Origin of the sequence: Pseudomonas moorei, assembly GCF_008801475.1 — a bacterium.
Classification (GTDB): Bacteria; Pseudomonadota; Gammaproteobacteria; order Pseudomonadales; family Pseudomonadaceae; genus Aquipseudomonas; species Aquipseudomonas moorei.
The window spans coordinates 58,393-85,197 of sequence record NZ_VZPP01000001.1; the positions used below are offsets into that span (position 1 = coordinate 58,393).

The 26,805-nt window shown below is 62.1% G+C and carries 23 protein-coding genes; 11 read left to right on the forward strand and 12 right to left on the reverse strand.

Annotated features, from left to right (window positions below; all coding sequences use genetic code 11):
* Window positions 1-20: 20 nt before the first annotated feature.
* Together F7R06_RS00295 and F7R06_RS00300 are read right to left on the reverse strand one after the other, a co-directional pair.
* Complete coding sequence (locus tag F7R06_RS00295; protein WP_090322803.1) at window positions 21-758, reverse strand: TorF family putative porin; 738 nt, start codon at window positions 756-758, stop codon at window positions 21-23.
* A gap of 108 nt (window positions 759-866) precedes the next feature.
* Window positions 867-2,609, reverse strand: coding sequence for an amidohydrolase (locus F7R06_RS00300; protein ID WP_090322801.1), 1,743 nt, complete (start codon window positions 2,607-2,609; stop codon window positions 867-869).
* A 103-nt stretch (window positions 2,610-2,712) separates the two neighbouring features.
* Between F7R06_RS00300 and F7R06_RS00305 the strand changes: the two genes are divergently transcribed.
* The 5 genes from F7R06_RS00305 (at window position 2,713) to F7R06_RS00325 (ending at window position 9,498) form a co-directional block, all read left to right on the forward strand.
* Window positions 2,713-3,657, forward strand: a complete 945-nt coding sequence (locus tag F7R06_RS00305; RefSeq protein WP_090322799.1) for a LysR family transcriptional regulator — start codon at window positions 2,713-2,715, stop codon at window positions 3,655-3,657.
* Window positions 3,658-3,766: 109 nt separating this feature from the next.
* On the forward strand, window positions 3,767-4,384 hold the full coding sequence (gene lexA, locus F7R06_RS00310) for a transcriptional repressor LexA (RefSeq protein WP_090322797.1): 618 nt from the start codon (window positions 3,767-3,769) through the stop codon (window positions 4,382-4,384).
* Window positions 4,384-5,001: a translesion DNA synthesis-associated protein ImuA gene (gene imuA / locus F7R06_RS00315; protein ID WP_090322795.1), complete on the forward strand. Its 618-nt coding sequence runs from the start codon at window positions 4,384-4,386 to the stop codon at window positions 4,999-5,001. The genes lexA and imuA overlap by 1 nt, the downstream gene beginning before the upstream one ends.
* Window positions 5,002-5,008: 7 nt before the next feature.
* On the forward strand, window positions 5,009-6,424 hold the full coding sequence (locus tag F7R06_RS00320; protein ID WP_090322792.1) for a Y-family DNA polymerase: 1,416 nt from the start codon (window positions 5,009-5,011) through the stop codon (window positions 6,422-6,424).
* Window positions 6,400-9,498, forward strand: a complete 3,099-nt coding sequence (locus F7R06_RS00325; protein ID WP_162493936.1) for an error-prone DNA polymerase — start codon at window positions 6,400-6,402, stop codon at window positions 9,496-9,498. The genes F7R06_RS00320 and F7R06_RS00325 overlap by 25 nt, the downstream gene beginning before the upstream one ends.
* 131 nt (window positions 9,499-9,629) lie before the next feature.
* Here the strand turns inward: F7R06_RS00325 and F7R06_RS00330 are convergent, their stop codons facing one another.
* The 7 genes from F7R06_RS00330 to F7R06_RS00360 all read right to left on the reverse strand — a co-directional run bounded on the left by F7R06_RS00330 (window position 9,630) and on the right by F7R06_RS00360 (window position 16,927).
* Entirely contained in the window at window positions 9,630-10,292 is a 663-nt protein-coding gene (locus F7R06_RS00330; RefSeq protein WP_090322788.1) for a flavin reductase family protein, read from the reverse strand.
* Between the two features lie 12 nt (window positions 10,293-10,304).
* Entirely contained in the window at window positions 10,305-11,792 is a 1,488-nt protein-coding gene (locus F7R06_RS00335; RefSeq protein WP_090322787.1) for an amidohydrolase family protein, read from the reverse strand.
* Entirely contained in the window at window positions 11,789-12,985 is a 1,197-nt protein-coding gene (locus tag F7R06_RS00340) for an amidohydrolase family protein (RefSeq protein WP_090322784.1), read from the reverse strand. Before F7R06_RS00340 ends, F7R06_RS00335 begins: the two co-directional genes overlap by 4 nt.
* 76 nt (window positions 12,986-13,061) lie before the next feature.
* Entirely contained in the window at window positions 13,062-14,120 is a 1,059-nt protein-coding gene (locus F7R06_RS00345; RefSeq protein WP_090322782.1) for an extracellular solute-binding protein, read from the reverse strand.
* Between the two features lie 17 nt (window positions 14,121-14,137).
* The gene (locus F7R06_RS00350) at window positions 14,138-14,926 is read right to left on the reverse strand and encodes an ABC transporter permease (RefSeq protein WP_090322779.1); all 789 of its coding nucleotides are present in this window, start codon (window positions 14,924-14,926) and stop codon (window positions 14,138-14,140) included.
* Entirely contained in the window at window positions 14,923-15,840 is a 918-nt protein-coding gene (locus tag F7R06_RS00355) for an ABC transporter permease (RefSeq protein WP_090322776.1), read from the reverse strand. The genes F7R06_RS00350 and F7R06_RS00355 overlap by 4 nt, the downstream gene beginning before the upstream one ends.
* A 1-nt stretch (window position 15,841) precedes the next feature.
* Window positions 15,842-16,927, reverse strand: a complete 1,086-nt coding sequence (locus F7R06_RS00360; RefSeq protein WP_090322773.1) for an ABC transporter ATP-binding protein — start codon at window positions 16,925-16,927, stop codon at window positions 15,842-15,844.
* Window positions 16,928-17,067: 140 nt separating this feature from the next.
* Here F7R06_RS00360 and F7R06_RS00365 point away from each other — a divergent pair, with 140 nt between their 5' ends.
* The 4 genes from F7R06_RS00365 (at window position 17,068) to F7R06_RS00380 (ending at window position 23,143) form a co-directional block, all read left to right on the forward strand.
* On the forward strand, window positions 17,068-17,757 hold the full coding sequence (locus F7R06_RS00365; protein WP_047529816.1) for a GntR family transcriptional regulator: 690 nt from the start codon (window positions 17,068-17,070) through the stop codon (window positions 17,755-17,757).
* A 158-nt stretch (window positions 17,758-17,915) separates the two neighbouring features.
* The gene (locus tag F7R06_RS00370) at window positions 17,916-20,027 is read left to right on the forward strand and encodes a hybrid sensor histidine kinase/response regulator (protein ID WP_090322770.1); all 2,112 of its coding nucleotides are present in this window, start codon (window positions 17,916-17,918) and stop codon (window positions 20,025-20,027) included.
* 155 nt (window positions 20,028-20,182) lie between these two features.
* Window positions 20,183-22,819 (forward strand): excinuclease ABC subunit UvrA, encoded by a 2,637-nt coding sequence (uvrA, locus tag F7R06_RS00375; RefSeq protein WP_090327365.1) that lies wholly within the window; start codon window positions 20,183-20,185, stop codon window positions 22,817-22,819.
* Between the two features lie 135 nt (window positions 22,820-22,954).
* Complete coding sequence (locus F7R06_RS00380) at window positions 22,955-23,143, forward strand: hypothetical protein (protein WP_090327362.1); 189 nt, start codon at window positions 22,955-22,957, stop codon at window positions 23,141-23,143.
* A 54-nt stretch (window positions 23,144-23,197) separates the two neighbouring features.
* Here the strand turns inward: F7R06_RS00380 and F7R06_RS00385 are convergent, their stop codons facing one another.
* Window positions 23,198-23,719, reverse strand: a complete 522-nt coding sequence (locus F7R06_RS00385; RefSeq protein WP_090322768.1) for a DUF4142 domain-containing protein — start codon at window positions 23,717-23,719, stop codon at window positions 23,198-23,200.
* Between the two features lie 217 nt (window positions 23,720-23,936).
* Between F7R06_RS00385 and F7R06_RS00390 the strand changes: the two genes are divergently transcribed.
* Window positions 23,937-24,170, forward strand: coding sequence for a DUF465 domain-containing protein (locus F7R06_RS00390; protein WP_090322766.1), 234 nt, complete (start codon window positions 23,937-23,939; stop codon window positions 24,168-24,170).
* 107 nt (window positions 24,171-24,277) lie between these two features.
* A complete protein-coding gene (locus F7R06_RS00395) occupies window positions 24,278-24,466 on the forward strand; it encodes a hypothetical protein (protein WP_090322763.1) in 189 nt (62 codons plus the stop codon).
* Between the two features lie 52 nt (window positions 24,467-24,518).
* Here F7R06_RS00395 and F7R06_RS00400 read toward each other — a convergent pair whose 3' ends face one another.
* Together F7R06_RS00400 and F7R06_RS00405 are read right to left on the reverse strand one after the other, a co-directional pair.
* On the reverse strand, window positions 24,519-25,607 hold the full coding sequence (locus F7R06_RS00400; RefSeq protein WP_090322760.1) for an SMP-30/gluconolactonase/LRE family protein: 1,089 nt from the start codon (window positions 25,605-25,607) through the stop codon (window positions 24,519-24,521).
* The gene (locus tag F7R06_RS00405) at window positions 25,604-26,749 is read right to left on the reverse strand and encodes a sterol desaturase/SRPBCC family protein (protein WP_090322758.1); all 1,146 of its coding nucleotides are present in this window, start codon (window positions 26,747-26,749) and stop codon (window positions 25,604-25,606) included. The genes F7R06_RS00400 and F7R06_RS00405 overlap by 4 nt, the downstream gene beginning before the upstream one ends.
* Between the last annotated feature and the right edge of the window lie 56 nt (window positions 26,750-26,805).

A 26,805-nucleotide genomic window follows, 5' to 3' on the forward strand; every position in this document is an offset into this window, starting at 1 on the left:
CACATAGGGATCCGTGCTGGTCAAAAAGTCTTGCTGACGCTCGCCACCACCGTCGCACTGCACACATCATCGAACCCCCAATTGCTGGCGCATTGGCTCTTCGACAGGTTGGTGTCGACGTAACTCAGGCCCAGCGTAACTCCGGCCAGTTCTTGGGTCAGTCGGACTTCCCATTCGCGGTATGAATCCTCGGCTTCACCCGAGTTCGAATACAGGGTCGGGTCCTTGAAGTCCATGTTGCCGTAACGCAGTTTCAGGCCGGTGTCATAGGGCAACTCGGTTTCATAACCGATGTAGGTGTAGAGCGAGTTCTGCTGGCTGTCGATTCCCGGCGCATCGTCGGAGTAATAGGCGCCGAGCTTCACCCCATAAACGCTGAGAATGCCGTAGACCTCGCTCTGATTGAACTGGCTCTCTTTCGGGTAACTGTATTTGAGATAACCAAGGTCGAGATTGACCGCATCGGTGGCTTGCCACAGCCAACCGGCGTAGTAATCGATCTCCTGTCGGGTCTTCAGGCCGCCGCCAAAATCGACGTTGGAACTCCATGCGCCCAGGTACAGCCCACTGCTGTGGGTCAGGGTTGCGCCGGCTTGCAGGGCCGGGTCGTTCTGGGTTTGCGAGATGCCACGGCTGCGGTAGTCGCTGGCCAGGTTGACGTCCAGCAGCAACGAGAAATCATCATTCAAGGGCACGGCCTGGCTGCTTAAGGGCAGCAAACTCAAGGAACCGAGGGCGAACAGGGTGAAAGCTTTCATGGGGTACGTCCCGCTATTGTGATTGTTATAGGCAGAAGTCGGACATGGCTGCGCCTGGCCCCGTGTCGAGAAACACGGAGTCGGGCAGCGGCGGGGTTGCTGTTTTTATCAGAGGGTTGGTGCGTAGACCTGACGACCGGCGAACCAGGTTTGCAGCACTTGGGTGTCGTGCAGGGCTTTTTCGTCGACGCTGAACACATCGCGGTCGACCACGATGAAGTCGGCCTGTTTGCCAGCGGTCAAGGAACCGATCTGTTTGTCCAGGCCAATGGTGCGAGCGGCGTTGAGGGTATAGGCGTAGAACATGGTCTCGCGGTCAATGCGTTCATCGGCGTTGAGCACCCCCATCGGCCCGATCCGGGTCATGGCCTGGGCCATGGCGTTCCACGGGTTGGGCGAAGACACCGGCCAGTCGCTGGCCCCGGCGATGGTCGCGCCTTGCTTGAGCAAGGAGTGCGCCGGGTACTGGTAACGGAACGCCAGGGCACTGACGTAAGGCTTGATCATGTCCGTGGTGTAGTCGTCGGCACTGGCCCACAACAGTTGCATCGAAGCGATGACATCGAGCGGTTTGAAGCGGGCGAATTCTTTCGGATTGACGATCTGCAAGTGCGTGATCGAGTGGGTCACTCCGCTCTGCCGGTCTTTGCGCGCCTGGGCAATGCCGTTCAGCGATTCGCGTACCGCGCGGTCGCCGATGGCGTGGATGTGCACCAGCCAGCCCCGTTGATCGACGGCGCTGACCAGCTCGCCGAAGTGCTTGGGATCGATCAGCAGTTCGCCTGGTTTGTGCGAGTTGGTATAGGGATCGATCATCGCCGCGCTCTGCGCCGGGTACTCGATCACGCCGTCGGCGAAGATCTTGACGCCGGGCAGCGTCAGGTTGGAAATGCCCTGGAACTGCTGGCGGACCTTGTCCAGCGTGTCGAGATCGGCCGGCACGCTTTTCGGATTGGCCACCAGCAGTGCCGCGACATGGGCGGTCATGCCGCCGCTTTCGGACAGGGCTTTGTACACCGGCAGCACGCCCACGGTTTTCTCCGTGGGCTTGAGGGCGAACAGCGGTTCGCCAGGCGCGGCGTTGGCCGCAGGGTCCATCCACGCTGTGATGCCGAGGCTGTTGTTGTAGCTCACGGCGGTTTGCGCCGCCTTGAGCATGTCGGCGGCACTCGGGGGCGGCATTTTCGAGGACACCCGGTCCCAACCGGCATCCACCAGAAATCCGTTGGGATTGCCATCGGCGAGTTTGCCGATGGTGCCTTTCTCGGCGTCCGGCAGGTTTTTCAGCAACGTCGCGTCGACGCCGGCGCGCTTGAGCATCACATTGTTGGCCCAGGCCGTGTGGTGATCGCTGCCGGTAAACACCACGGGCACGTCGGCCCATTCGCCGCTATTGAATGTCTTGCCCAAGGCTTCGGACTGCGCCCAGTAGGCCGAGCTCATGCCGGCCACGGTCAGGACGTCGCCATGCCGGGCCTTGCCGTCGTCACGCCAGGCACGCAGGCGTTTTTCCAGTTCGTCGAGCTCGACCACCTCGTCTTCCATGTTTGCTGCGACCATTTCCAGGCCGCCGAAAATCGCGTGGGAATGACTGTCGACGAGGCCGGGCATCAGGGTCTTGCCACCCAGGTCGATGACTTGGGTCCCTGAGTCGATCAAGGCCTTGATCTGCGTATCGCTGCCCACTTGCAGCACCTTGCCGTCCTGTACCGCCAGGGCCTGAGCCTTGGGCTGGTTACGGTCGGCGGTGAAAATCTTGCCGTTGAACAACACCAGATCAGTCGCCGCCATGGCTTCCAACGAGGCAAAACTCATTGCCGCCATCAGTAGATTCGGGATGAATCTTTTCATTGAATGTTTCCTTGTTATTGCGTCTGATGGCCAGATTAGTGGCTTGCCGCCGTCGGTAGAACGCCTCACTCACGAAAAACGTTTTTGCCTGAATGGAAAAAGAATGGACAAGTTAGGGGCACTGAAAATGTTCGTGGTCACCGCGCAACTGGGCAGTTTCAGTCGCGCCGCCGAGCAGTTGGGCAAGACCCCTTCGGCCCTGACCAAAGCGGTCAATCACCTGGAGACGGAGCTGGGCGCGCGTTTATTCGAGCGCAGTACCCGGCGGATTTCGCTCACGGAATCCGGACGGCTTTACCTGGAAACCGCGCGTCAGGTGTTGCAGCGGCTGGACGAGGCGGGTGAGGAAATCGAGCAGTTGCAGCATGGCTTGCGCGGCAGTCTGAAAATCACCGCACCGCTGGCTTATGGACAGGCTTTTCTCGACCAGGTGGTGGGCGGTTTTCTTGAGCAATACCCGCAAATCGACCTGCAAGTGGACCTGTGCGATGCGTTCGTCAATTTGCTCGAAAGCGGCTACGACCTCGCGTTGCGCGAAGGGCATGACGACTTGCCGGGGCTGATCGCCCGGGTGGTCGGGAGCAATCGCCTGGCGTTGTGTGGCAGCCCGGAATATCTGGCGCGCAAGGGGCTGCCGGTCACCCCGCAAACCCTTGATCAGCACGAATGGTTGTTGTATCGCCACCCATTGCTCAGCCGCGAATTCTGGTGGGTCGAGCGCGACGGCCAGCGGCTGAGCCTGCCGCAGCCCCAGACGCCACGATTGCGCAGCGACAATTACGACCTGTTGCTGGCCAATGCCCTGGCCGGACGCGGTCTGCTTCACACCCCGCTGTGGAGTGCCGCGCCGTACCTGGCCGATGGGCGACTGGTGCAGGTGATGGCCGACTACGACATCGACCCCGACAGCTTTGGCCCGCACATTCTGGCGGTGTACCCCAGCCATCGGCGGGCCACGGCCAAAGTGCTGGCGTTTATCGATTACATCACCGCGTATCTGGCTGACCCCTGTAGGAGCGAGCTTGCTCGCGAGGGTCGTCAACGATAACGCGGGGTGCCTGATACCCTGCGGCGGCCTCGGTTTTTTCGCGAGCAATCGAGCGTCGACCGGCTGCTCCTGCAGAAATCCTTGTAAGAAAAAACCGAAAAGAGTACAAATGTACTCCATGACGACTTTAACTCCCCGCCGTACCGCCATCCTGACCTTTATCCGCGAGCGCATCGCCGAACACGGTCAGTCCCCGAGCCTCGCCGAGATCAGCGAGGCATTCGGTTTCGCCTCCCGCAGCGTGGCGCGCAAGCATGTGCTGGCGCTCACCGAAGCCGGGTTTATCGAGGTCAATCCGCATCAGGCCCGGGGCATTCGCCTGCTCGGGCAACCGCCGCGCCCCGAGTTGCTGGACATCCCGGTGCTCGGTCGGGTGGCGGCCGGTGCGCCCATTGGCGCTGATGCCGAAATCCATAGCCGCCTGCTGCTTGACCCGTCGATCTTCTCCCGGGTGCCGGACTACATGCTGCGGGTGCGCGGCGACTCGATGATCGAAGACGGCATTCTCGACGGCGATCTGGTGGGCGTGCACCGCAACCCCGAGGCGCTCAACGGCCAGATCGTCGTGGCGCGCCTGGACGGCGAGGTCACCATCAAGCGCTTCGAACGGGTCGGCGACCGGGTTCGCCTGTTGCCGCGCAATCCGGCCTACCAGCCGATCATCGTCGAAGCCGACCGGGACCTGGCCATCGAAGGGGTGTTCTGCGGTCTGGTGAGGCAAGGCTGATGGGGGCCGTCGTTGCGCTGGATACGCTGTTCAATGGCGGCCAGGTCTGGAAGGGCCGGCCTGCGCCGCCTGCCGTCAGCCCGCAACCCACCGGGCATGCCGCGCTGGATGCGGCGTTGCCCACGGGCGGCTGGCCGGAAGCGGCGCTGACCGAAATCCTTCTGGCCGGGCAGGGCGTCGGCGAGTTGCAACTGGTATGGCCGGCACTGGCGCGGCTGTCGGCGGCGGGCGAGCGCATTGTGCTGGTGGCGCCGCCCCACGTGCCGTATCCCCAGGCCTGGCAGAGCGCCGGGGTCGATCTGCGCCAGTTGTCGATCATCCAGGCCAGTGAGCGCGATGCGCTGTGGGCGGCCGAGCAATGCCTGCGTTCGGGCAGTTGCGGCGCGGTGCTGTGCTGGCCGCACAAGGCCGATGACCGCGCCCTGCGTCGCTTGCAGGTGGCGGCGGAAACCGGCTCGACCCTGGCGTTCGCCTATCGCTCGATCAGTGAAGCGATCAACCCGTCGCCAGCGGCCCTGCGCATCGCCATCGATGCCAAGCCTGCGCAATTGCGGGTGCTCAAGTGCCGGGGCGGCCTGGCCCGTTCGGCGCCGATTGCCTTTGCCGTGGGGCATTGAGGTTGCCATGCGCTGGGTCTGCATTCTTTTCCCGCAATTGGCGCTGGACGCGGTACTGCGTCAGCGCGCCGACCCCGAAGCGCCGCTGGCGTTGCTGACCGGCCCGGCCCAGCGCCGGGTGTTGCAGGCGGTCAACGGCCCGGCGCGGGCGCTGGGCTTGCGTCCCGGCCAGTCCATGAGCGCCGCCCAGGCCTTGAGCAAGGGCTTTGCCACGGCCGAATACGACACGGCTGAAATCGAACACTGGCAGCAGTTCCTGGCCGCCTGGGCGTATCGCTTCAGTTCCCAGGTCAGCGTGCATTACCCGCGCGCGCTGGTGTTTGAAATCGAGTCCAGCCTGGGGCTGTTCGGTGGCTGGCCGCCATTCGAGGCGCGTTTGCGCAGCGAACTCGGCGAGTTGGGTTTCCGTCACCGCATCGTCGCCGCGCCCAACCCGGCGGCGGCGCGGATGCTGGCCAACGCCCATGACGGCCTGGTGGTGCCCGACGATCAAGCCTTGCAGTATCACCTCGGACAATTGCCCGTCGACCGCATCGGACTGGAGGCCAACGTCGCCACCGCGTTGTCGCGCATGGGCCTGCGCACCTTGAGCCAGGTGCAGGCGTTGCCTCGGCACAGCCTGGCGCGACGCTTCGAGGCTCCGGTGCTCAAGCACCTGGACACCTTGCTCGGCTTGCGGCGCCTGGCGCTGGCGTTCTATCTGCCGCCGGACCGCTTCGATGTGCGTATCGAGCTCAACTTCGATGTGCAATCCCATCAGGCCTTGCTGTTTCCGCTGCGTCGATTGACCGGCGACCTGTCGGCGTTTCTCTGCGGGCGCGACAGCGGCGTGCAACGCTTCGACCTGCATCTGGAACACGCCGGCTTGCCGGACACGTTGATCAAGGTGGGGCTGCTCAGCGCCGAACGCGATCCGGCGATGCTCTTCGAACTGGCGCGGGGGCGGCTGGAGCAAGTGCAGGTCGAGGCGCCGGTGCGTGGTTTTCGTCTGCGCGCCGAAGACTTGCCGAGCTTCGTTCCGCAGTTTCAGGAGCTGTTCGACGATCGCCCACAGCAAACCTTGCCCTGGGAGCAACTGCGCGAACGCTTGCGCGCACGGCTGGGGGACGACGCGGTGCACGGCTTGCGCTTTCAGGCCGATCACCGTCCGGAGTGTGCGTGGCAGGCCAGTGCCGACCACCAGCCCTGCGCCGGATTCCCGAGCGTGCAACGGCCAGGCTGGCTGCTGGCCGAACCGCTGGCGGTACACGAAGGCTCGACGCGCATCCTCATGGGGCCGGAACGCATCGAGTCCGGCTGGTGGGATGGCGACGACGTACGCCGTGACTACTACCTGATCGAAACCCGTAGCGGCCAGCAGGGCTGGGCTTATCGTGCGGTCGGCGAGGATGGTCCGTTGTGGCTGCAGGGCTGGTTCGCATGAGCGCCGGGTATGCCGAACTGCACTGCCTGTCGAACTTCAGTTTCCAGCGCGGTGCCTCCAGTGCCCTTGAGCTGTTTCAGCGGGCGAAAAAGCAGGGCTATCAGGCCCTGGCGATCACCGATGAATGCACCCTGGCCGGCATCGTCCGTGCCTGGCAAGCGGCGAAGTCCGTGGAGCTGCCCCTGATCATCGGCAGTGAAGTGCGCATCGAGAACGGCCCGAAACTGGTGCTGCTGGTGGAGAGCCTCGAGGGTTACCAGGCGCTATGCCGACTGATTACCCGAGCCCGCCGCCGTACGCAAAAAGGCCAGTATCAGGTGTTGCGCGAGGACTTCAGCGAGCCGTTGCCGGGGCTGCTGGCGCTGTGGGTGCCGGACGCGGTCGATGACTTCGCACAGGGTGACTGGCTGAAACAGGTGTTCGCTGAACGGCTGTGGCTGGCGGTGCAGTTGCACCGTGGTCAGGACGATGTCCGGCGCCTCGATGCGCTGCTGACGCTGGCCAGGGAACTGCGGATTCCTGCGGTGGCCAGCGGCGATGTGCACATGCACGCTCGCGGGCGGCGCGCCTTGCAGGACACCATGACCGCGATCCGCTATCACCTGTCGGTGGCCGATGCCGGGTTGCGCCTGCACCCCAACGGTGAACGGCACCTGCGCAGTCTCGACGTCTTGCGCGATCTCTATCCAGCGGCCTTGCTCGACGAAACCCTGACCATCGCCCGGCGCTGCACGTTCGACCTCGGTCAGCTGCGTTATCAATATCCGCGAGAGCTGGTGCCGCAAGGGCACAGCGCAGCGTCCTGGCTGCGCGAGTTGACCGAGCGCGGCATGCGCGAGCGCTGGCCCGGCGGGGCGAGCGAGAAGGTACGCGGCCTGATCGACAAGGAACTGGGGCTGATCGCCGAGCTGGGTTATGAAAGCTATTTCCTGACCGTGCAGGACATCGTCGCCTTCGCCCGGCGCGAGAAGATTCTGTGTCAGGGCCGGGGCTCGGCGGCCAACTCGGCGGTGTGTTTCGCCTTGGGCATCACCGAGATCGACCCTGATCGCATGAACATGCTGTTCGAGCGCTTTCTCTCCAAGGAGCGCAATGAACCGCCGGACATCGACGTCGATTTCGAGCACGAACGCCGCGAAGAAGTCTTGCAGTATGTGTTCCAGCGTTATGGCCGGGGGCGTGCCGCGCTGACCGCCGTGGTCAGCAGTTACCACGGTGCCGGCGCGGTGCGCGATGTGGCCAAGGCGCTGGGGTTGCCGCCGGATCAGGTCAACGCCCTGGCCGACTGCTGTGGCCACTGGAGCGATCAGGCTCCCCCCGTGGAGCGCCTGCGTGAAGGCGGATTCGACCCCGACAGTCCGGTGTTGCGCAGGGTCCTCAGCCTGACCCGGCAACTGATCGGGTTTCCCCGGCACCTGTCCCAGCACCCCGGCGGCTTCGTGATTTCCGAGCAGCCGCTGGACCATCTGGTGCCGGTGGAGAACGCCGCGATGGCCGAGCGCACCATCATTCAGTGGGACAAGGACGATCTCGATGCGGTCGGGTTGCTCAAGGTGGATATCCTGGCCTTGGGCATGCTCAGCGCGATTCGTCGCTGTTTCGATTTGCTGCGCCGTCATCGCAACCTGGACCTGAGCCTGGCGTCGATCCCCTCCGAAGACGCGCCAACCTACGACATGATCGGCCGCGCCGACACCATCGGCGTGTTCCAGATCGAATCCCGGGCACAGATGTCGATGCTGCCCAGGCTCAAGCCACGCAAGTTCTATGACCTGGTGATCGAGGTGGCCATCGTTCGTCCCGGACCGATCCAGGGCGGCATGGTGCACCCGTACCTGCGTCGCCGAAACAAGGAAGAACTCGAAAGCTATCCCTCGGAAGAGTTGCGGGAGGTATTGAAGCGCACCCTGGGCGTTCCACTGTTTCAGGAACAAGTGATGCAGATCGCCATTGTCGCCGCCGACTACAGCCCCGGCGAGGCCGACCAGCTACGTCGTTCCATGGCGGCCTGGAAACGTCATGGCGGGCTGGAGCCGCACAAGGATCGACTGGCCGCCGGCATGAAGAAAAAAGGCTACACGGCTGAATTCGCCGCGCAGATTTTCGAGCAGATCAAGGGCTTTGGCAGTTACGGTTTTCCCGAATCCCACGCCGCCAGTTTTGCCCTGCTGACCTACGCCAGTTGCTGGTTGAAATGCCACGAGCCGGCAGCCTTCGCCTGTGCGCTGATCAACAGTTGGCCCATGGGTTTCTACAGCCCGGACCAGATTCTGCAGGACGCGCGTCGCCACCATCTGCAGATTCGCCCGGTGGACGTGCGGGCCAGCGACTGGGATTGCAGCCTGGAACCGCTCAGCGGTGCGCAACCGGCGATTCGTCTCGGCTTGCGCATGATCAAGGGCTTTCGCGAGGACGATGCCCGACGTATCGAGGCGGCGCGCTCGAACGGTGCGTTTGCCGACGTCGCCGACCTTGGCGAACGGGCGCGACTCGATGCCCGCGCCCAGGAGCTACTGGCCGATGCCGGTGCGCTGCGAGGGTTGGCCGGTGATCGGCATCGGGCGCGCTGGGACGTGGCGGGGGTGCAAAAGCAGCTTGGCCTGTTTGCCGGCCTGCCCAGTCAGGAAGAGAGCGCGGTGTCGCTGCCCAAACCCACGGTGGGCGAGGACCTGCTGGCCGATTACAACAGTCTCGGCACCACCCTCGGGCCCCATCCGCTGGCGTTGTTGCGAGACGAGTTGAAGGCCCGGCGCTGCCGCAGTTCCAAGGAATTGCTGGCGGTCGAGCACGGGCGGCCGGTCAGCATCGCCGGGCTGGTGACCGGTCGGCAGCGACCAGGCACTGCCAGCGGTGTGACCTTCGTCACCCTGGAAGACGAGTTCGGCAACGTCAACGTGGTGGTCTGGCGTGACCTGGCCGAGCGGCAACGCAAGGTGCTGGTCGGCTCACAATTGCTCAAGGTCGATGGACGCTGGGAAAAAGAGGGCGAAGTGCGCCACCTGATTGCCGGGCGTCTGAGTGACCTGAGCCCCCTGTTGGATGGCATCAGCGTGCGTAGCCGGGATTTTCGCTAACGACGCATCCCCCTGTAGGAGCGAGCTTGCTCGCGATGGGCGCAAGAACACCGCAGTTCATCAGGCACCCCGCATTAGCGTTGACGTTTTTCGCGAGCAAGCTCGCTCCTGCAGGAGATATGCGCTGCGTACTACTTGGCTAGTGGCCAAAACCGCTCCCCACCCCCCGGCGCTTCCGTCCAGGCCTGCAACGAGCGTGTCGGCAGATCGAAGTAATCCCGCGTGCGCGCATAGCCATGCCCGCCCATCCGCCCGATCGCGTCCAGCCCCAGTTGATCGATGTACAGGGTTTTCGGGTCGATCAGTTCGTCGCGTACATGGGCCATCAGCACTTCGCCGAAGATGATTTCCCGCGACTGGCCGATGGACAGCGCCATCATCCGGCGACATTCCAGCGCGACCGGCGCTTCGCCGATCCGCGGGCATTTGACCGTGGTGCCGGGAATGGCGGTGAGGCCGGCGGCGGTGAGTTCGTCGAAGCCGGGGGCGAAGGGCACGGCGCAGACGTTCATGGCTTCCACCAGTGCATCACTGACGATGTTGACGGTGAATTCCTGGTTGAGCTGGATGTTGCGCGTGGTGTCCTTGGGGCTCTGGTCGCCGTAGTTTTCAACGCCCAGGGCGAGGATCGGCGGATCGGCCGAGAGTGCATTGAAAAAGCTGAACGGGGCGGCGTTGATCCGGCCTTCACCGTCGACAGTGGTGACCAAGGCAATCGGCCGTGGCACCACGCTGCCGATCAGAATCTTGTATTTGTCTCGCGCACTCAGCGTGCTGAAGTCGAAGCTTTGCATGGGCAGGATTCTCTAAAGAAGTGGATCGATGGCGCTCAATGGCGCCTGCGCGCTGTAGTCGTCGGCGAACGGAATGGCCGGTTGGAACAAGGTCTTCCAGTCCGGTTGGCCAAAGGCCCGGTCGCTGTGGCTGCGCATGAGTTTTTCAAATTGTCGTTGGGCCTGGCGTTGCAAGGCGGGGTAGTCGACACCCTGGACCTGGCCGTCCTGCATCACGCAGCGGCCATCGATGTAACTGGCAATGCAGTCGTCGCCGCGTCCGGCCAGCACCAGGTTCTTCAATGGGTCGAACAGCGGCCCCAGGTGCAGACCGCGCAGGCTGAACACGGTGATGTCAGCCTTGGCCCCCGGCGCCAGACGACCGATATCGTCACGGCCCAGTGCCTTGGCGCCGCCGAGGGTGGCGGCGTTGTACATGTCCAGTGTGCTGGTCAGCGCGTTGCCGCCTTCCATCAGTCGCGCGATGTTCAGGCCCTGGCGCATGTTGTCGAGCAAATCCGCCGGCCAGGTGTCGGTGCCCAGGGCGACGTTGATGCCCTTGGCCCGATAGCGGCCGAAGGAGTTGAGCGCCTCGCCATCCCGGGCGAAAACCACCGGGCAGTGCACCAGGCTCGCGCCGCCATCCACCAGCCGCTGCAGGTCGTCATCGCCCTGGGTGTAGATGCCGTGGGGCAGCAGGCTGCGCGGATTCAAAAGCCCAAGCTGCTGCAACCAGCCCAGCGGTGAGGCGCCACGCAGTTGCTCGACCATCGCCACTTCGCCGAGCCCCTGGCAACAATGCAAACGCATCGGTGCGTTCAGCTCGTGGCTCAGCGCAGCGGTGCGTTGCAGCAGTGCCGGCGTACAGGTCTGGATGCGGTCCGGCAACAGCGCCCCACGAATCAGGCCGCCGTTGGCGCCGTCGAAATCACGGAAAAACCGTTCGGCCGCCTCAAGTCCGGCCAGGCCTCGGGCTTCATCCCAGTGATGCGCCAACGTACCGTCGGCCTGCCAGTAACTCATGCCGCTCATGTAACAAGGACCGAGGTAGGTGCGCAGCCCCAATTCGCTTGCCACACCGGCCACCGCCGCAAATTCGTCGTAGGTTTCCGCCCATTGGCGGTAATACATCGAGGTGATCGGCATGGCGGTGGTGATGCCGTTGCGGATCAGTTGGGTGAAGGCATAGCGATACTTGAAGACTTCCTCTTCAGGGCTGTAGCTCTCCCGTGATCCGCGCGCCAGATAGTCCGCCGACCACATCCGGCCCATGTCGCGCTCGTCGCCGTTGTCCAGGGTCAGGACCGTGGAGTCAAGATCACCCAAGGCATCCAGATCAATGAAGCCGGGGCCGATCAGCGCATTGCCGTAGTCGATCCATTGACTCACCGGCCCCGGATAACCGCGCCCTACAAACACAATGCGCGAGCCCTCGAACACTACCTCGCCATTGCGCCACAGCACGTGTTGCGTGCCGTCGAAGCCGACCACACAACTGGCTCGAAGCCCGATGCGATTCACAAACGACTGTCCAGCAAGCGACCGCCCGAAGCGATCAACCGTCCGCCGCGATACACCTGGCGAACCGGCCGCGAAACCACGGCTTCACCCAGGGTCTGCACCGGCATCAACAGAAAGTCCGCCGGCCCGCCCAGCGCCAGCCCATAGTCCGAAGCGCCCAGCGCCCGGGCGCCATTCACCGTCGCTGCGTCGAACGCCGCCGCCAGTTCATCGTCCTTGTTCAGGTCGAAACGAAATGCCAGCAACATTGCTCGCTCCAGCATGTCGCCGTTGCCCATGGGCGACCAGGCGTCGCGAATGCCGTCGGAACCGAGGCAGACATTCACCCCGGCTTCGCGCAGGGCCAGGAACGGCGGCACCGCGCAGTCGGCCGGTGCCGAGCTCATCAACGAAATACCCAGCGCCGCCAGGCGTTCGGCCACGGGTTTGACCTGGCTCCACGGCAGCATGCCGAGGCAGTAGGCATGACTGATCATGACCCGGCCCTGACGCCCGAAGCGTTCGGTGTAATCGGCGATCAGCGCGATTTGCCACAGGCCCAGCTCGCCCTTGTCGTGCAGGTGAATGTCCACCCCACGGTCGAACTCGCTGGCCAGTTTGAACACGAAGTCCAGTTGGGCGATGGGGTCGTTGTCGATGCCGCACGGGTCGAGGCCGCCGACGTTCTCCACGCCTAGGGCCATGGCTTCGCGCATCAGTTCGGCGGTGCCGGGACGGCTGATCAGGCCGGTTTGCGGGAACACCACCAGTTGCAGGTCGATGAGGTCGCGGTACTGCTCCCGCAGCTGCTGCATGGCTTCGACGTGGCGCAGGCCGAACTCCGGGTCGATGTCGACATGGCAGCGCATGGTCAGCGAGCCACGGGCGATGCAGTTTTCCAGCAGGGCCCCGGCCCGTTGCGCGATCGGGGTTTGGACTTCACGCAGGATCCGCCGTTCGTTGGCGATGTAGTCCTTGAGGGTCGGGCCGGCGCTGTTGGGGCGCCACGGCTGGCCCCAGAGGGTTTTGTCCAGGTGCACGTGGCTTTCCACGAGGGCCGGGGTCAGCAGTTGGTTCTGGCCATCGAGGTCGGTGGCGAGTAATTCAGTGGTTGAGGCCGGACGACGTTGGGTGAACCGGCCGTTTTCGATGAGCAGGTCTTCGGCGGTTGAACCGTAGGGGCGTACATTGCGTAGCCAGCGGGGTTGGATCATTTAAACCTCGAATTCTGTGGTGTTTGGGAGGGCCTCATCGCTGGCTTGCCAGCGATGGCCGCGTCAGGGTTTCAAGTCAGCCCTTGAGCTTGGCCCAGATGCGGTCCTGCAGTTCCCGCGCCTTGTTGCTGCACTCTTTCTCGGGGCGCAGGCGCGAGGCGAATTCGTCCGGCATGTTGATGGCGTCCATCACGCGCCATTTGGCGTCAATCAACGTGTCGCTCTGGATGCCGTTGGCGTAGGCGATGGCGTTGGACACGGCGGCGGCGTTTTCCGGTTTCATCATCCAGTCGATGAAGATCTTCGCGTTGCCAGGGTGCGGGGCGCTTTTCGGGACGGCGAAGTTGTCCTGGAACATCGCCAGGCCTTCGCGCGGGTAGACGTACTTGATGGTGCTCTTCTGCAACGTGGCTCGCGCGGTGGAGCCGTTCCAGTTCTGCATCATGATCACTTCACCGGAGGCCATGCGATCGACGGTGTTGTCCGAGCTGTACATCTTCAGGAACGGTTTCTGTTTTTGCAGCAGTTCGAGGATGCGCTTGGCGTCCTGCGGGTTTTCGCTGCATTCGTCGACGTTCAGGTAATGGCTGGCGGCATTGATCACGCTGCTGGAAGTATCGAGCGCGGCGAGCTGGCCTTGCAGTTCCTTGCGCGGTTCGAAGAACTCTTTCCACGAGTCGTCGAGTTTGCCGCCCGGCACCCGCGCACTGTCATAGGAAAACCCGGTGGTGCCCCAGAGGTACGGTGCCGAGAATTTGCGGCCGGGGTCGAAGCTCGGGTCGCGGAACGCCGGTTTCACGTATTGGAAATTGGGCAGGGTCGGAGTGTCGATTTCCAGCAGCAGGTTCTGGTTGATCAGGGTGCGCATGATCGACTGCGACGGCACGATCACGTCATACGCCGCGCCCCCGGCCTGCAACTTGGCCAGCAGGGTTTCGTTGCTGTCATAACCGTCCATGGTGACCTTGATCCCGGTCTCCTTTTCGAACTTGGCCAGCAGGTCGACCGGGTAGTAATCGGTCCAGTTATAGAAGAACAGTTCCTTGGGCTCCGCGGCCTGTGCACTGAAAGCGGTGAAGCAACTCAAGGCCAGACTGGCAACGGCGAAACGCATGCTTTTCACTTTTTTGTTCATAAAAACAGGCTCCAGGCTCATTGTTGTTTACCGCGCTGTCCCAGCCAGAAGGCCAGCACCACCAGCACGATGGAAATCACCAGCATCAGGGTCGAAATTGCATTGATCTCCGGCGTCACGCCGGCCTTGATCGCGGAGAAGATGTACACCGGCAGGGTGGTCGAACCCGGCCCGGCGACGAAGAAGGTCATGATGAAATCGTCGAGGCTGACCACAAACGCCAGCACCGAACCGGACAACACCGCCGGCCACAACAGCGGCAAGGTCACCCGTCGAAACACCTGCCACGGGTTGGCGTACAGATCGTTCGCCGCTTCCAGCAGGCTCTTGTCCAGGTCGTTGAGCCGCGCGCGGATCGGCAGGTACGCAAACGGAATGCAGAAACCGATGTGCGCGATGATCACCGTCAGCAATCCGAGCTTGATGCCGAGCGCCATGAACAGCAGCAGGGTGGCGACCGCCGTGACGATCTCCGGCAGGATCAGCGGCAGGTTGATCCCGCCCTCGACCATTTTCTGTCCGTAGAACGGCCGGTAGGTGGCCAGCGCCGCGAGCAAGGCAATGGCCGTGGCGCAGACCGTGGCAATGCTGGCGACGATGATCGAGTTCAGCGCCGCCGTCTGGATCGACGGGTTGGCCAGAATCCGTCCGTACCAGGCGAAGGAGAACTCGGTCCACACCGTGGCCGAGCGGTTGGCGTTGAAGCTGTAGGCAATCAACACCAGGATCGGCAGGTACAGATAAGCCAGCATCAACAGACTGACTTCACGGGTCAGGGGCAGTTTTTTCAGGTGCAGGGCGATCATGCTTGGGCTCCCCGACGCAGGGTCTTGGCGGCATTGCGGCTATAGAGGGCGTACAGCACCAGGGACAGCATCATGATCCCCAGCAGCAGGAACGACAGCGAACTGCCCAGCGGCCAGTTGCGCGCGGTGCCGAACTGTTGCTGGATCAGGTTGCCGATCATCAGCGTCTTGCCGCCGCCGAGAATCGCGGGGGTAATGAACGCGCCGAGGCTCGGCACGAACACCAGCAGGGAACCGGCAATCACCCCCGGCATCGACAGCGGCAAAATGATCCGCTTCAGCGCGTGCCAGCGATTGGCTCCGAGGTCGTAGGCGGCTTCTACCAGGCGCCAGTCGAGTTTTTCCAGGGTCGAATAAATCGGCAGGATCATGAACGGCAGGAAGCTGTAGACCAGCCCGACGCTGACCGCGAAGTCGTTGTAGAGCAGGGTGATGCCACCGGCCTGGGGGAACAGCGCATTGAGGGTTTGGGCGACCCAGCCCTGTTCGCGCAGGATGATCAGCCAGGCGTAGTTGCGGATCAGCAGATTGGTCCAGAACGGGATGGTGATCAGCAAGACCATCAGGTTGCGCCGGCGCGGTGTCAGGCTCGACATCCACAACGCCACCGGAAAGCCAAAGAGGAAGCACAACACGGTCGTGCCACCGGCCTGGAACACCGAGCGCAACAGCGCCTGGGCGTAGACCCAGTTCAGCTCCAGTTCACCGTCGAAACCTTCCTGGAAAAACAGCTGCACGTAGCTTTGCAATTGCCAGTTGGCCTGCCAGTCGACACCGCCATACACGTTGCGCGGCAATAGGCTGATGTAGCCCATGATGCCCAGCGGGATGGCGATCAGGGCCAGCAGGGTCAGAACCACCGGGCTGAGCAACAGCGCACGGTTGAGGGCGGGAGAAGTGCTGCTGACGCTCATTTCAGGCCTCCATCAGCAGGCAGGCGTGGGGCGGCAGGTTGACCGCGACGCGATCGCCCACCACCCGTCCGCGATTCAGGCCTTCGTTGTTCTCGCGCAGCATGACCTTGATGTCGTTGTTCAGGCGGCACTGATAGAGGGTTGCGGTGCCGACATACAACACGGCCTCGATCACCCCGCGCAGGTGATGCGGTTGCGTCGGATCGACCAGTTGCGAGCGCTCCGGACGGAACGCCAGTTGCACGCTGGCGCCATCGAAGCTTTGGGCCGGGCAGGGGATTTCCACCGGCATGCCATTGGGCACGAAGAGTTTTTCGTTCTGCTGGCCGCGCTTGAGGTGACCGGGCAGGAAGTTGATGTCACCGATGAACTGCGCGACAAACTGATGCTGCGGCCGTTCGTAGATGTCATTGGGCGTGCCGATCTGCAGGATTTTGCCGGCGGACATCACGGCAATGCGATCGGACAGGGTCAGGGCTTCTTCCTGGTCATGGGTGACGAAAATAAAGGTGATCCCGGCTTCCTTCTGCACGCGCTTGAGTTCGACCTGCATTTCCTTGCGCAGCTTGAGGTCCAGGGCCGACAGCGGTTCGTCGAGCAACAGCACTTTCGGTTTCGGCGCCAGGGCCCGTGCCAGAGCCACGCGCTGTTGCTGGCCCCCGGACAATTCCGCCGGTTTGCGCTTGGCCAGGTGCTGCATTTGCACCAGCGCGAGCATTTCGTCGACCCGCTGCGCAATCTGCTTGTGATCAAGACCCTGCATCTCAAGGCCGAAGGCGATATTCTGCGCAACACTCATGTGCGGAAACAGCGCGTAGCTCTGGAATACCGTGTTGACCCGGCGCTTGAACGGCGGCAAATCATTGACCGGTTCGCCCGCGAGGCGAATCTCGCCGTCACTGACGTGCTCGAAGCCGGCGATGGTGCGTAGCAGGGTGGTTTTGCCACAGCCGGAAGGGCCGAGCAGGGTGAAGAACTCGTTGTCGGCAATGTCGACTGAAACGTTGTCGAGGGCTGGAGCCAGCCCCGGATCGTCGGAATACCGTTTAAAGACGTTACGCACTTCGATTGCAACTGGATGACCCATAATGGTGCATTCCTCTAATTATTGTATTCAAAATCTGGATGCAATTTAGAAATACCCGGATTAATCTGCTCGTGCAACCCCCTTTTGAAAGGCTGTTGATTCGCCTGGGGCTGATTGCAGGGCGCTGAAGGAGTGATCGAATGGCGGAAAAGAAACTGGAAACCACGGTCGACCGTGTCTACCAAGGGGTTTACGAGGCGATCAGCAAGCGCACCTTGCGTCCCGGGATGAAGCTGGGCGAGTCATCGCTGGCGGAACTTTTCAATGTCAGCCGCACATCGGTTCGTGCCGCGCTCAAGCAGTTGGAAGCCGATGGCCTGGTCACCACCGAGCCCAATAAAGGTGCGTCGGTATCGTTACCGAGCGACGAAGAGATCCGTTCGCTGTTCGAAACCCGGCGTTTGATCGAAATCGGCATCGTCAGCGAACTGTGCCGCCGCCGCGATACCGCGGTGACCCAGGATCTGCGCGATCACTTGCTGCTGGAGGACGAAGCGCATCAAAGCGGCGATCACGAGCGCCTGATCCATTTGCTCGGCGAGTTCCACATCAAACTGGCCCGCAGCCTGAACAACCCGGTGTTGCTGGACTGGTTCCAGAAACTGATCTCCCGCGCCTCGCTGTACGCTGCCGCGCTGGATGACGATAGCCACGAAGCCTGTCGCGATGACGAACACTTGCGGTTGATCGAGTACATCGAAGCCGGTAACCAGAGCGCGGCGATCGAGCTGACCTGCATGCATTTGAATGGCATCGAGAAGGCGATTCTGGATGTGGCCGCCACGTTGAAAACCGGTTATCACCCGCTTAAACACCTGATTGAGGTGTAATCATCCGGTCTGATACTGCAAATGCTCCCACAGGGTTTGCCAGTCACAGATTCTGGTCGTTCAGGATGGACCGCGAGAATCAGCTATACCTCTATGAAACCAATGCCATCCGCGATGCTCGAAACAAACGGGTGTGATTTCCTGGACAAGGTCAACCGATGCAGTTTCTAGAGGATAGCCACGGGTGTGCCGGCTGGGGCGGCGAAATGGCCGAGCGCATTCGTGCGTTCGACTGGCGCGGGACCGAGCTGGGCAACATCGACACCTGGCCCAAGAGCCTGAGCAGTTCGGTGCAACTGATGCTTGCCTCGCCACTGCCGATGGTGATGCTCTGGGGGCGGCCCGGCTACATGATCTATAACGACGCCTATTCGGAGTTTGCCGGCGGGCGGCATCCTTATCTATTGGGTTCTCCGGTCGAGCTGGGCTGGCCGGAAGTCGCCGAATTCAATCGACATGTGGTCGATACCTGCCTGGCCGGCGGCACGTTGTCCTACCGCAATAAAGAGTTGGTGCTGCTCAGAAGCGGCATCCCCGAAGACGTGTGGATGGACCTCTATTACAGCCCGGTCGCCGATGATGACGGCAAGCCCGCCGGGGTCATGGCAATGGTCGTCGAGACCACGGAGCGGGTGATTTCCGAACGCCGTCGACAGGCCGCCGAAGATGCCTATCGCGCCGACAACGAACGGGTACGCCTGGCGTTGAATGCCGGCGCCTTGCTCGGTTCGTTTGTCTGGGACGTGAAGAGCAATGTGTTGAGCGGTGATGAGCGTTTCGCCCGTACCTTTTCCTATCCCGCCGAACAACCGCTGGACAACCTGCCACAAGACATCGCCCAAGCGCATATCCACCCCAACGACCTCAGTTGGCTGCAGGAACAGGTCCGGCAATCGATGACGACTGGCGAACCCTTCAATGCCGAATATCGGGTCATTCGCCCTGATGGCAGTTATCGGTGGGTACTCGCCAGTGGCTGTTGCGAGTTCAACGAACAGGGCGAGCCGTTTCGTTTCCCCGGGGTGTTGATCGACATCCATGAACGCAAGATCGCCGAAGAGTCCTTGCTCAGGTTCACCCGTAATCTGGAGCAACGCGTGGCCGACGAAGTCGGGGCGCGGCTGGCGGCGGAAGAACAACTGCGCCAATCGCAGAAGCTCGAAGCCATCGGTGGCCTGACTGGCGGCGTGGCTCACGACTTCAACAACCTGTTGCAGGTGATCGCCGGCAACCTGCACTTGCTGGCCCGGCATGAGCCGAACAACGCCAATGTCCAGCGCCGGGTGGCGGCGTCGATTGCCGCCATCGAACGCGGGGCAAAACTGTCTTCGCAATTGCTCGCGTTTGCCCGTCGCCAACCCTTGTCCCCGGCCATTTATACGCCTGAGCAGATTTTCGATGGCCTGGGTGAGCTGTTGCAGCGCGCGCTGGGTGAAACCTTCGAAGTGCATATGAGTGCGTCCGCCCACCTTTGGCCGGTGTTCGTCGATCGCAATCAACTGGAAAATGCCATTCTCAACCTGGCCATCAATGCCCGGGATGCCATGAGAGGTGAGGGGACCATCGACCTGAGTGCGGAAAACATTCGCCTTGATCGCGCATTTTGCACGGGCAAGGGCATTGTCGCCGGCGACTATGTACGGGTATCGGTGGCGGACACCGGTGCAGGCATGCCGCCGCAGGTGCTCGCCCAGGCGTTTGAACCGTTCTTCACCACCAAACCCGACGGCCAGGGCACGGGGCTTGGCTTGAGCATGGTATTCGGCTTCGTCAAACAAAGCGGTGGGCACATCGAAATGTCCAGCGTCGTTGGCGAAGGTACCCGGGTGCAGTTGTACTTCCCGCGCAGCCTGCGCACGGTGGGCAAAGAGACAACCACTGCAGACGTGCAGCAACGTGGTGGCCACGAACGGATTCTGGTGGTCGAGGACAATGAAGCGGTGCGCGTTTCAACGGTGGAATTGTTGCGCGAAGAGGGTTATCAGGTGCTGACGGCCGCCAATGCCGACATCGCCATGCAGATGTTGCTGGAAGGCGTCGCAGTGGACCTGATATTTACCGATGTGGTCATGCCGGGCCTGATCAAGAGCTCGGATCTCGCGGCGTGGGCCAAGGTGCAGAATCCACCCGTGACGGTGCTGTTCACCTCGGGGCATACCCGTGACATTATCTCGCGCAACCACCAACTCAGCCCCGATACCCATTTGCTGGGCAAGCCCTACGGCCCCGACGCGCTGACCCGGATGATTCGTACGGTGCTCAACGGTTGAACACATTCCATCTGTGAGCCGAGCTTGCTCGCGAGGGCGGTGTATCAGGCAACCCTCCTGTTGACTGTGCCGACGTTTTCGTCGGAACGCCGCCCGGAGCAAGCTCGCTCCCACGAGGACCGGTGTTTTTTCAAATATCCAATCAAGGCAACCTGATGACCTCAAACCGCACCTCCACTCCAACCTCCGGCATGGTCAAGGTACGCGGTGCCCGGGAACACAATCTCAAGAACGTCGATGTCGATATCCCCCGCGATGCCCTGGTGGTGTTTACCGGGGTGTCCGGTTCGGGAAAATCGTCGCTGGCGTTTTCGACCCTCTACGCTGAAGCGCAACGCCGCTATTTCGAATCCGTCGCTCCTTATGCACGGCGCCTGATCGATCAGGTCGGCGTCCCGGATGTGGACTCCATCGAAGGCCTGCCTCCGGCCGTGGCCCTGCAGCAGCAACGCGGCACGCCGAGCACGCGTTCTTCGGTGGGCAGCGTGACGACGTTGTCGAGCTTGATCCGCATGCTCTATTCCCGCGCCGGCAGTTATCCGCCAGGCCAGCCGATGCTGTACGCCGAAGATTTTTCGCCCAATACGCCCCAGGGCGCCTGCCCGCAATGTCACGGCCTGGGCCGGGTGTATGAAGTCACCGAGGCGCTGATGGTCCCGGACCCGAGCCTGACCATCCGCCAGCGTGCCGTCGCCTCATGGCCCCTGGCCTGGCAGGGGCAGAACCTGCGGGACATTCTGGTGACCATGGGCTACGACGTCGATGTTCCCTGGCGTGACCTGCCGAAAAAACAGCGCGACTGGATTCTGTTCACCGAGGAAACCCCGACGGTGCCGGTGTATGCCGGCCTCACCCCGGAAGAAACCCGGGTCGCCCTCAAGCGCAAGATGGAACCGAGTTACCAGGGCACCTTCACCGGCGCGCGTCGCTACATCCTGCACACCTTCACCCATTCGCAGAGTGCGCTGATGAAGAAGCGCGTCTCGCAGTTCATGCTCGGCAGCCCGTGCCCGTTGTGCGACGGCAAGCGGCTCAAGCGCGAGGCGCTGTCGGTGACCTTTGCCGGCTACGACATCGGCGCGCTGTCACAGATGCCGTTGTTGCAAGTCGCTGAGGTGCTCAAGCCGGTGGCGGCCCAGCATTACCTGGAGGAGGGTGATGAAGCGGGCGATGTGCTGACCCACAGCCAGACCCGCGAGGCCCGAGAGCAGCGCGTCGCCCACGGCGCCAGCGGCCACGCCGACGCTCCTGATGTACGCCATACGCCGAACCTGTCGGTGGAGAAGCGCCTGGCCGCGCAACGAATCGCCCAGGATCTGCTGGAACGGGTCAGTACCCTGACCGACCTTGGCCTCGGTTACCTGGCGTTGGAGCGCAGCACGCCGACGCTCTCATCGGGTGAGTTGCAGCGTCTGCGCCTGGCAACGCAGTTGGGCTCGCAGTTGTTCGGCGTGATCTACGTGCTGGATGAGCCGTCGGCCGGCCTGCATCCGGCGGATGGCGAGGCGCTGTTCGACGCCCTGCAACGCTTGAAGGCCGCCGGCAATACCTTGTTCGTGGTCGAGCACGATCTGCAAACCATGCAGCGTGCCGACTGGTTGATCGACGTCGGCCCGGCGGCGGGTGAGCATGGCGGGCGGGTGCTGTACAGCGGTCCACCGGCCGGGTTGGCTGAAGTGGCCGAATCGCAAACCCGTGCCTACCTGTTTGCCGAGCAAGCCAGCCAGGCCCGTACCAGCCGCAAGGCCCGGGATTGGCTACGCCTGGAAGGCATTACCCGCAACAACCTGAATGATCTCGATGTCGAGTTTCCGTTGGGTTGTTTCACCGCGGTGACCGGGGTCTCGGGTTCGGGCAAGTCGAGCCTGGTCAGCCAGGCGTTGCTGGAACTGGTCGGCGCACACCTCGGGCGCCCGGCCGCCGACAGCGAACCCCAGGAATTGAATCTGGAAGACGACACGCCGCAGGTCAGCGGTGGTCAGGTGACGGCGGGGCTGGCGTCGATCAAACGCCTGGTGCAAGTCGATCAGAAACCCATCGGTCGTACCCCGCGTTCCAACCTGGCGACCTACACCGGGCTGTTCGACAACGTACGCAAGCTCTACGCTGCCACACCCGAGGCGCAAGCGGCGGGTTATGACGCCGGGCAGTTTTCCTTCAACGTTGCCAAGGGCCGTTGCCCGACCTGCGAAGGCGAGGGTTTTGTCAGCGTCGAGTTGCTGTTCATGCCCAGCGTCTATGCACCGTGCCCGACCTGCCACGGTGACCGCTACAACCCCGAGACACTGGCGATCACCTGGCAGGGCCGCAACATTGCGCAGGTGTTGCAATTGACGGTGGACGAAGCCGTCGAAGTGTTCGCCGAACTAACGGCCATCCGCCGCTCGCTGGAGGTGTTGCGCGACATCGGCCTGGGCTATTTGCGCCTCGGTCAACCGGCGACCGAGCTGTCCGGCGGCGAAGCCCAGCGCATCAAGCTGGCCACCGAACTGCAACGCAACCAGCGCGGGGCCACGCTCTATGTGCTCGATGAACCCACCACCGGACTGCACCCACGGGACGTCGATCGTTTGCTTGAACAATTGAACAACCTGGTGACGGCGGGGCACACGGTGATTGTCGTCGAGCACGAAATGCGCGTGGTGGCGCAGAGTGACTGGGTGATCGATATCGGCCCAGGGGCAGGGGATCAGGGTGGCAAAGTGGTTGTTGCGGGGACGCCGCAGCAAGTCGCCAAGAACAAGAAGAGCCGGACCGCGCCGTTTTTGGGGCGGGTGCTTGGCGCGGCGTGAAGGGGCGGTGGGGGCTCCTGCCGGTGTTTCTTGTGCCAATTCGGCCAACGGATGGAACGCCGCCCGCGAGATGGCTTCGAACCTGTATGGCCGGGCTGTTCCAGCCCCGCAATGACAGCGATGAACGAGGTCATCATGAGCGATAAAAGGGGTCCAGAGGACGACGCAATTACTGCCGAGCCGGAAAGCGCCGACAAATCGGTCGACCAGAAAAACCTTCACAGCGATAACGACAATGAGTTCAGTCCGGGTTTCAAGCCCGATCCGGATCGACCCAAGCCGGGTGACGAGACCGACGCCGACATTGATACCGATGGCGGTTAGGTTGAATGCAACGAGGCCGCATCCCTTGATGCGGCCTTTTTGTGTGGAAGGGGGCTATTTGCTTGGGTGTGCCGCCTGAAGTTTTTTCGCCATATCCAGGTGTTTTTCCAGCCCCGGCAGCATTTTCTGCGCGAAGCCTTTGAGTTCCATCCCGCCTTTGGTCTTGTCGTCGGTCACCGTGTTGGCCTCTTTCTTGAACAACTCGATGGTCTGTTCGTGGGCCTTGACCTGGTTGTTGGCATAGGCCGCGTCAAAGGATTCATCGCGCATGTCGAGGATTTTTTCCTTGGCCTGGTTGGTCAGTGTCGTGTTGTCCGGCACCTTGATGTCATTACTTTTCGCAATGGCCGCCAGTTCATCATTGGCCTTGGAATGATCGGTGATCATCATGTTGGCAAAGGCCTTGATGTCGGCCGAGCTGCTTTTTTCCAGCGCCAGCTTGCTGGTTTCGATCTCTGCGATGCCACCTGCGGCGGCGTGATCGACAAAGTCGTTGGAAGTCGCGGCGAACGCCGTGCCCATGCAGGTGCTCAAGGCGACGGCCAGAGTGAGGTGGCGCAGGTTGAATCCGTCCATAGGTGCATCTCCACGCAATTTTCATGGGTGATCGGGATGATCGTTAAGCTGTGGAGGCTGGCAGGCGGGCAAAGGTTTTATCGCGATTGCGACAGGACGACGAACGGACACCGCTGGTCTGACAGGTGGTCGACAGAACCGGTCAACCAAGGCCATTCTGATAGTTGGCGAACGCAATCAGTCGCGGTTGCTACCGATCAACAAACGGAGGTGTTCCATGCCGGTGTCACACGACCTTTATCAGGATCTGAAACGCTCAAAGGAAGAAATCCAGCAGAAACGCACCAAGGATCCGTTATTGGATTCGCTGCTTAACAAGTATTCGCAGGCAGATGCCGAAGTGGTCAAGGCAGAGCAGGCCAAGTCCAGTGATGACGCAGTGAAGAAGCTCAAGGAGACGCGCCTGATGGTCAAGGACAAGATCGTCAAACAACTCGAGTCGTCGTCCTGAAGACCCCACGAGCCACTGACGATCGGTGGCTGAAAAACTGGAACGGCGCTAACGACGGCACCTCGAATGATCAGAGTCCGTCATTACGGCGACAGACGAGGTGCCCCATGACTCATCCAAAATTCCCCAGCGAAGAACAGGGAGCCTTCGATCCCATCCCCACCCATCCCGTGCCTTTGAGCCCGGGGCGCAATACCGTCAATCCTGAAGAAGAACCCGGCCTCGACGAAGTGCCGGATGATGAAGCAGGCAAACCGCCGAAAAGGCGCGAGGGTATTGACCTGGATTCCGATTGACTCCTGACCCTGTGGGAGCGGGCAAACCCGCTCCTGCCATTTGATCAGTTTGTTATTGCAACGCCTCGCGCAGCGGCAAGCGCACCATGTTTTTCGCCGTCAGCGAACCGAAATACAGCCAGTCACCATATTCGCGCGCGGTCGTGATCGGTGAGTAATTGCCGCTGCTGCCGTCCTGCAGGTTGGCAATGACCCTGCCTTCGACATCGAGTCCGAGTACGAAAGCGCGTTTCTCCACCGGTTTGGGCAGCACGGTCATGGCACGTGCGATCACCTTGCGTATGAAGGGATGGGCCGCCGTGGAGTCGAGCAAGGCGTTGCGCGGCGCGTACAGCGCTACCCAGAAACGGTCGTGACCATTGAACGCCAGGTTGTCGGGCAGGCCTGGCAAGTTGTCGATGAACAGATCGTGGGTGCCCGCCTTGGGGCCGCTCAACCAGTAACGGCTGATCCGATAGGCGCCGGTTTCGTTGACCAGTACATAGGCATCGTCCGGCCCGAGTGTCACGCCATTGGCAAATTCCAGCTTATCCAGGAGCACGGAGGTTTTGCCGGTCTGGAAGTCATACCGCAACAAGCGGCCATCGCCACCGTGTTCGATGATCGCTTCACCATCCTTGCCATAGCCGAAGCGGCTGGAGGCATCGCTGAAATAGGCATAGTGCCCCGGCTTGTCGATGGCGACGTCGTCGGTGAAACCGAAGGGCAGGCCGTTGGCCTCGGTCGACAAGGCCACCAGGCGACCCTGGGCGTCCAGCGACAGCAGCCCCTTGACGGCATCCGCGATCACCAGCAAGCCGTTGGGGTGGCGAACCAGGCCCAAAGGGCGGCCACCGGTATCGGCCAGGACCTTGGTGACCTTGCCGTCAAGGCTGGTGCGAATCACCCGGCCGTCATGCAAACCGGTGATCAGCGTATCGCTTTCCAGCAGCAATGCTTCGGGGCCGTCGATGTCCGCAGCGCCGACAGACTCCACGCCCTTGAGGCGCTGATTGTCAGCGTAGGTGCCACTGATGAGGGAGGGCGCGGGTGCTGGCGTCCAGGCCACGGGTTTGACCCTGGTTGGCATCAGCAACAAGAAGGCAGCCACGACAATGACCACCAGCAGTAACCCATGGCGAAACCGGATCGAGCGACTCACGCGCGGACTTCCGCGAGGGCCAGGTGTTTTTCCGCCATCTCGCGCAGCGCCAGCATCGAGGCCGCTGACTCACGATCAATCCGGCGCTTGAGCAACAATCGATTGGCAAGGCGCATCGTCACGCCACTGAATTGATACTCCAGTGTGCGGATAAACCGCGTGCTATCACCCCGGACTTCACATTCGTAAGTCAGTGCCAGCGACAGTCCATGGTCGCCAAGCGCCTGTGCACGCCAGCGCAGCCCCGGCAGGTATTCATCAACCACCCAACTCAAATGCCCATCGCGTCCACCGGCGCGGATGTCTTCCTCGAAGCGCGCGCCGGCGTGCAGCGAGCCCTTTTGTCCGTTGATCCTGAGGGACGACGGATGCCACTGTGGCCAGTGGCTCACGTTGCTGGCGTAGGCCAGCACGGCAAAGGGAGTTCCGGCGATCTCGATCTGATGCTGTATGCGTGTCATGGGCGTGCTCGTCGGCTGCGGGATCGCCGGCTCCGGTTCCCAATAGAGGGTGCCGAACAGGTAATCCATCAATGGAAAAACGATGTTGAAATTGCGCTCCTGCATCAGCTCGCGACGGTGATGCAGTTCATGCAAGCGGCGCATCTGACGGATCCACGGCAGGCGCGTCAGCGGGTTGTGCGGCGGCAGATGCTCGCAGGCATGGAACACTTCATAGGCCAGGTAGCCGAGGACCAGGAAACCACCGACCAACCCGGCGACATTGACGTCCAGTTGCTTGAGCAGCCACCAGAGGGGCAGGGTGATGAGCAGGGTGTGCAACACGATCAACCAGGCGGGAAACAGAATCACCCGCCAGTCGCGGGCGCTGTCGTAGGTCATGTGGCCCGGCGCGAAAAAACTGTGATGGTCGCCGGCGTGACGGGAATAGAACAGTCGCGCGTAACTTTTTTTCTGATGGCCCAGGTGCCGATGCACCCTGTACACAACGAAGTTGAAGAACAATAACGTCAGCGGCACCGCCAGCCATTCAGCCGGTTGTACCTGGTGCACGTTGCTCCAGAAAACGGCGATGGCGAGCAAGCCGAACAGCAGCACGAAGGCACCGTGCAGCCATGGGTTATAGAGCGGGTGAATGTTGGCGCGGTAGCGGCTGCGGAATCCCTCGGTGGTCTGCCTCACTGCAATCACCTGTCGTTATTGTTATCTCCAGCAGCGTAGACGATCCCGGCGTTTTG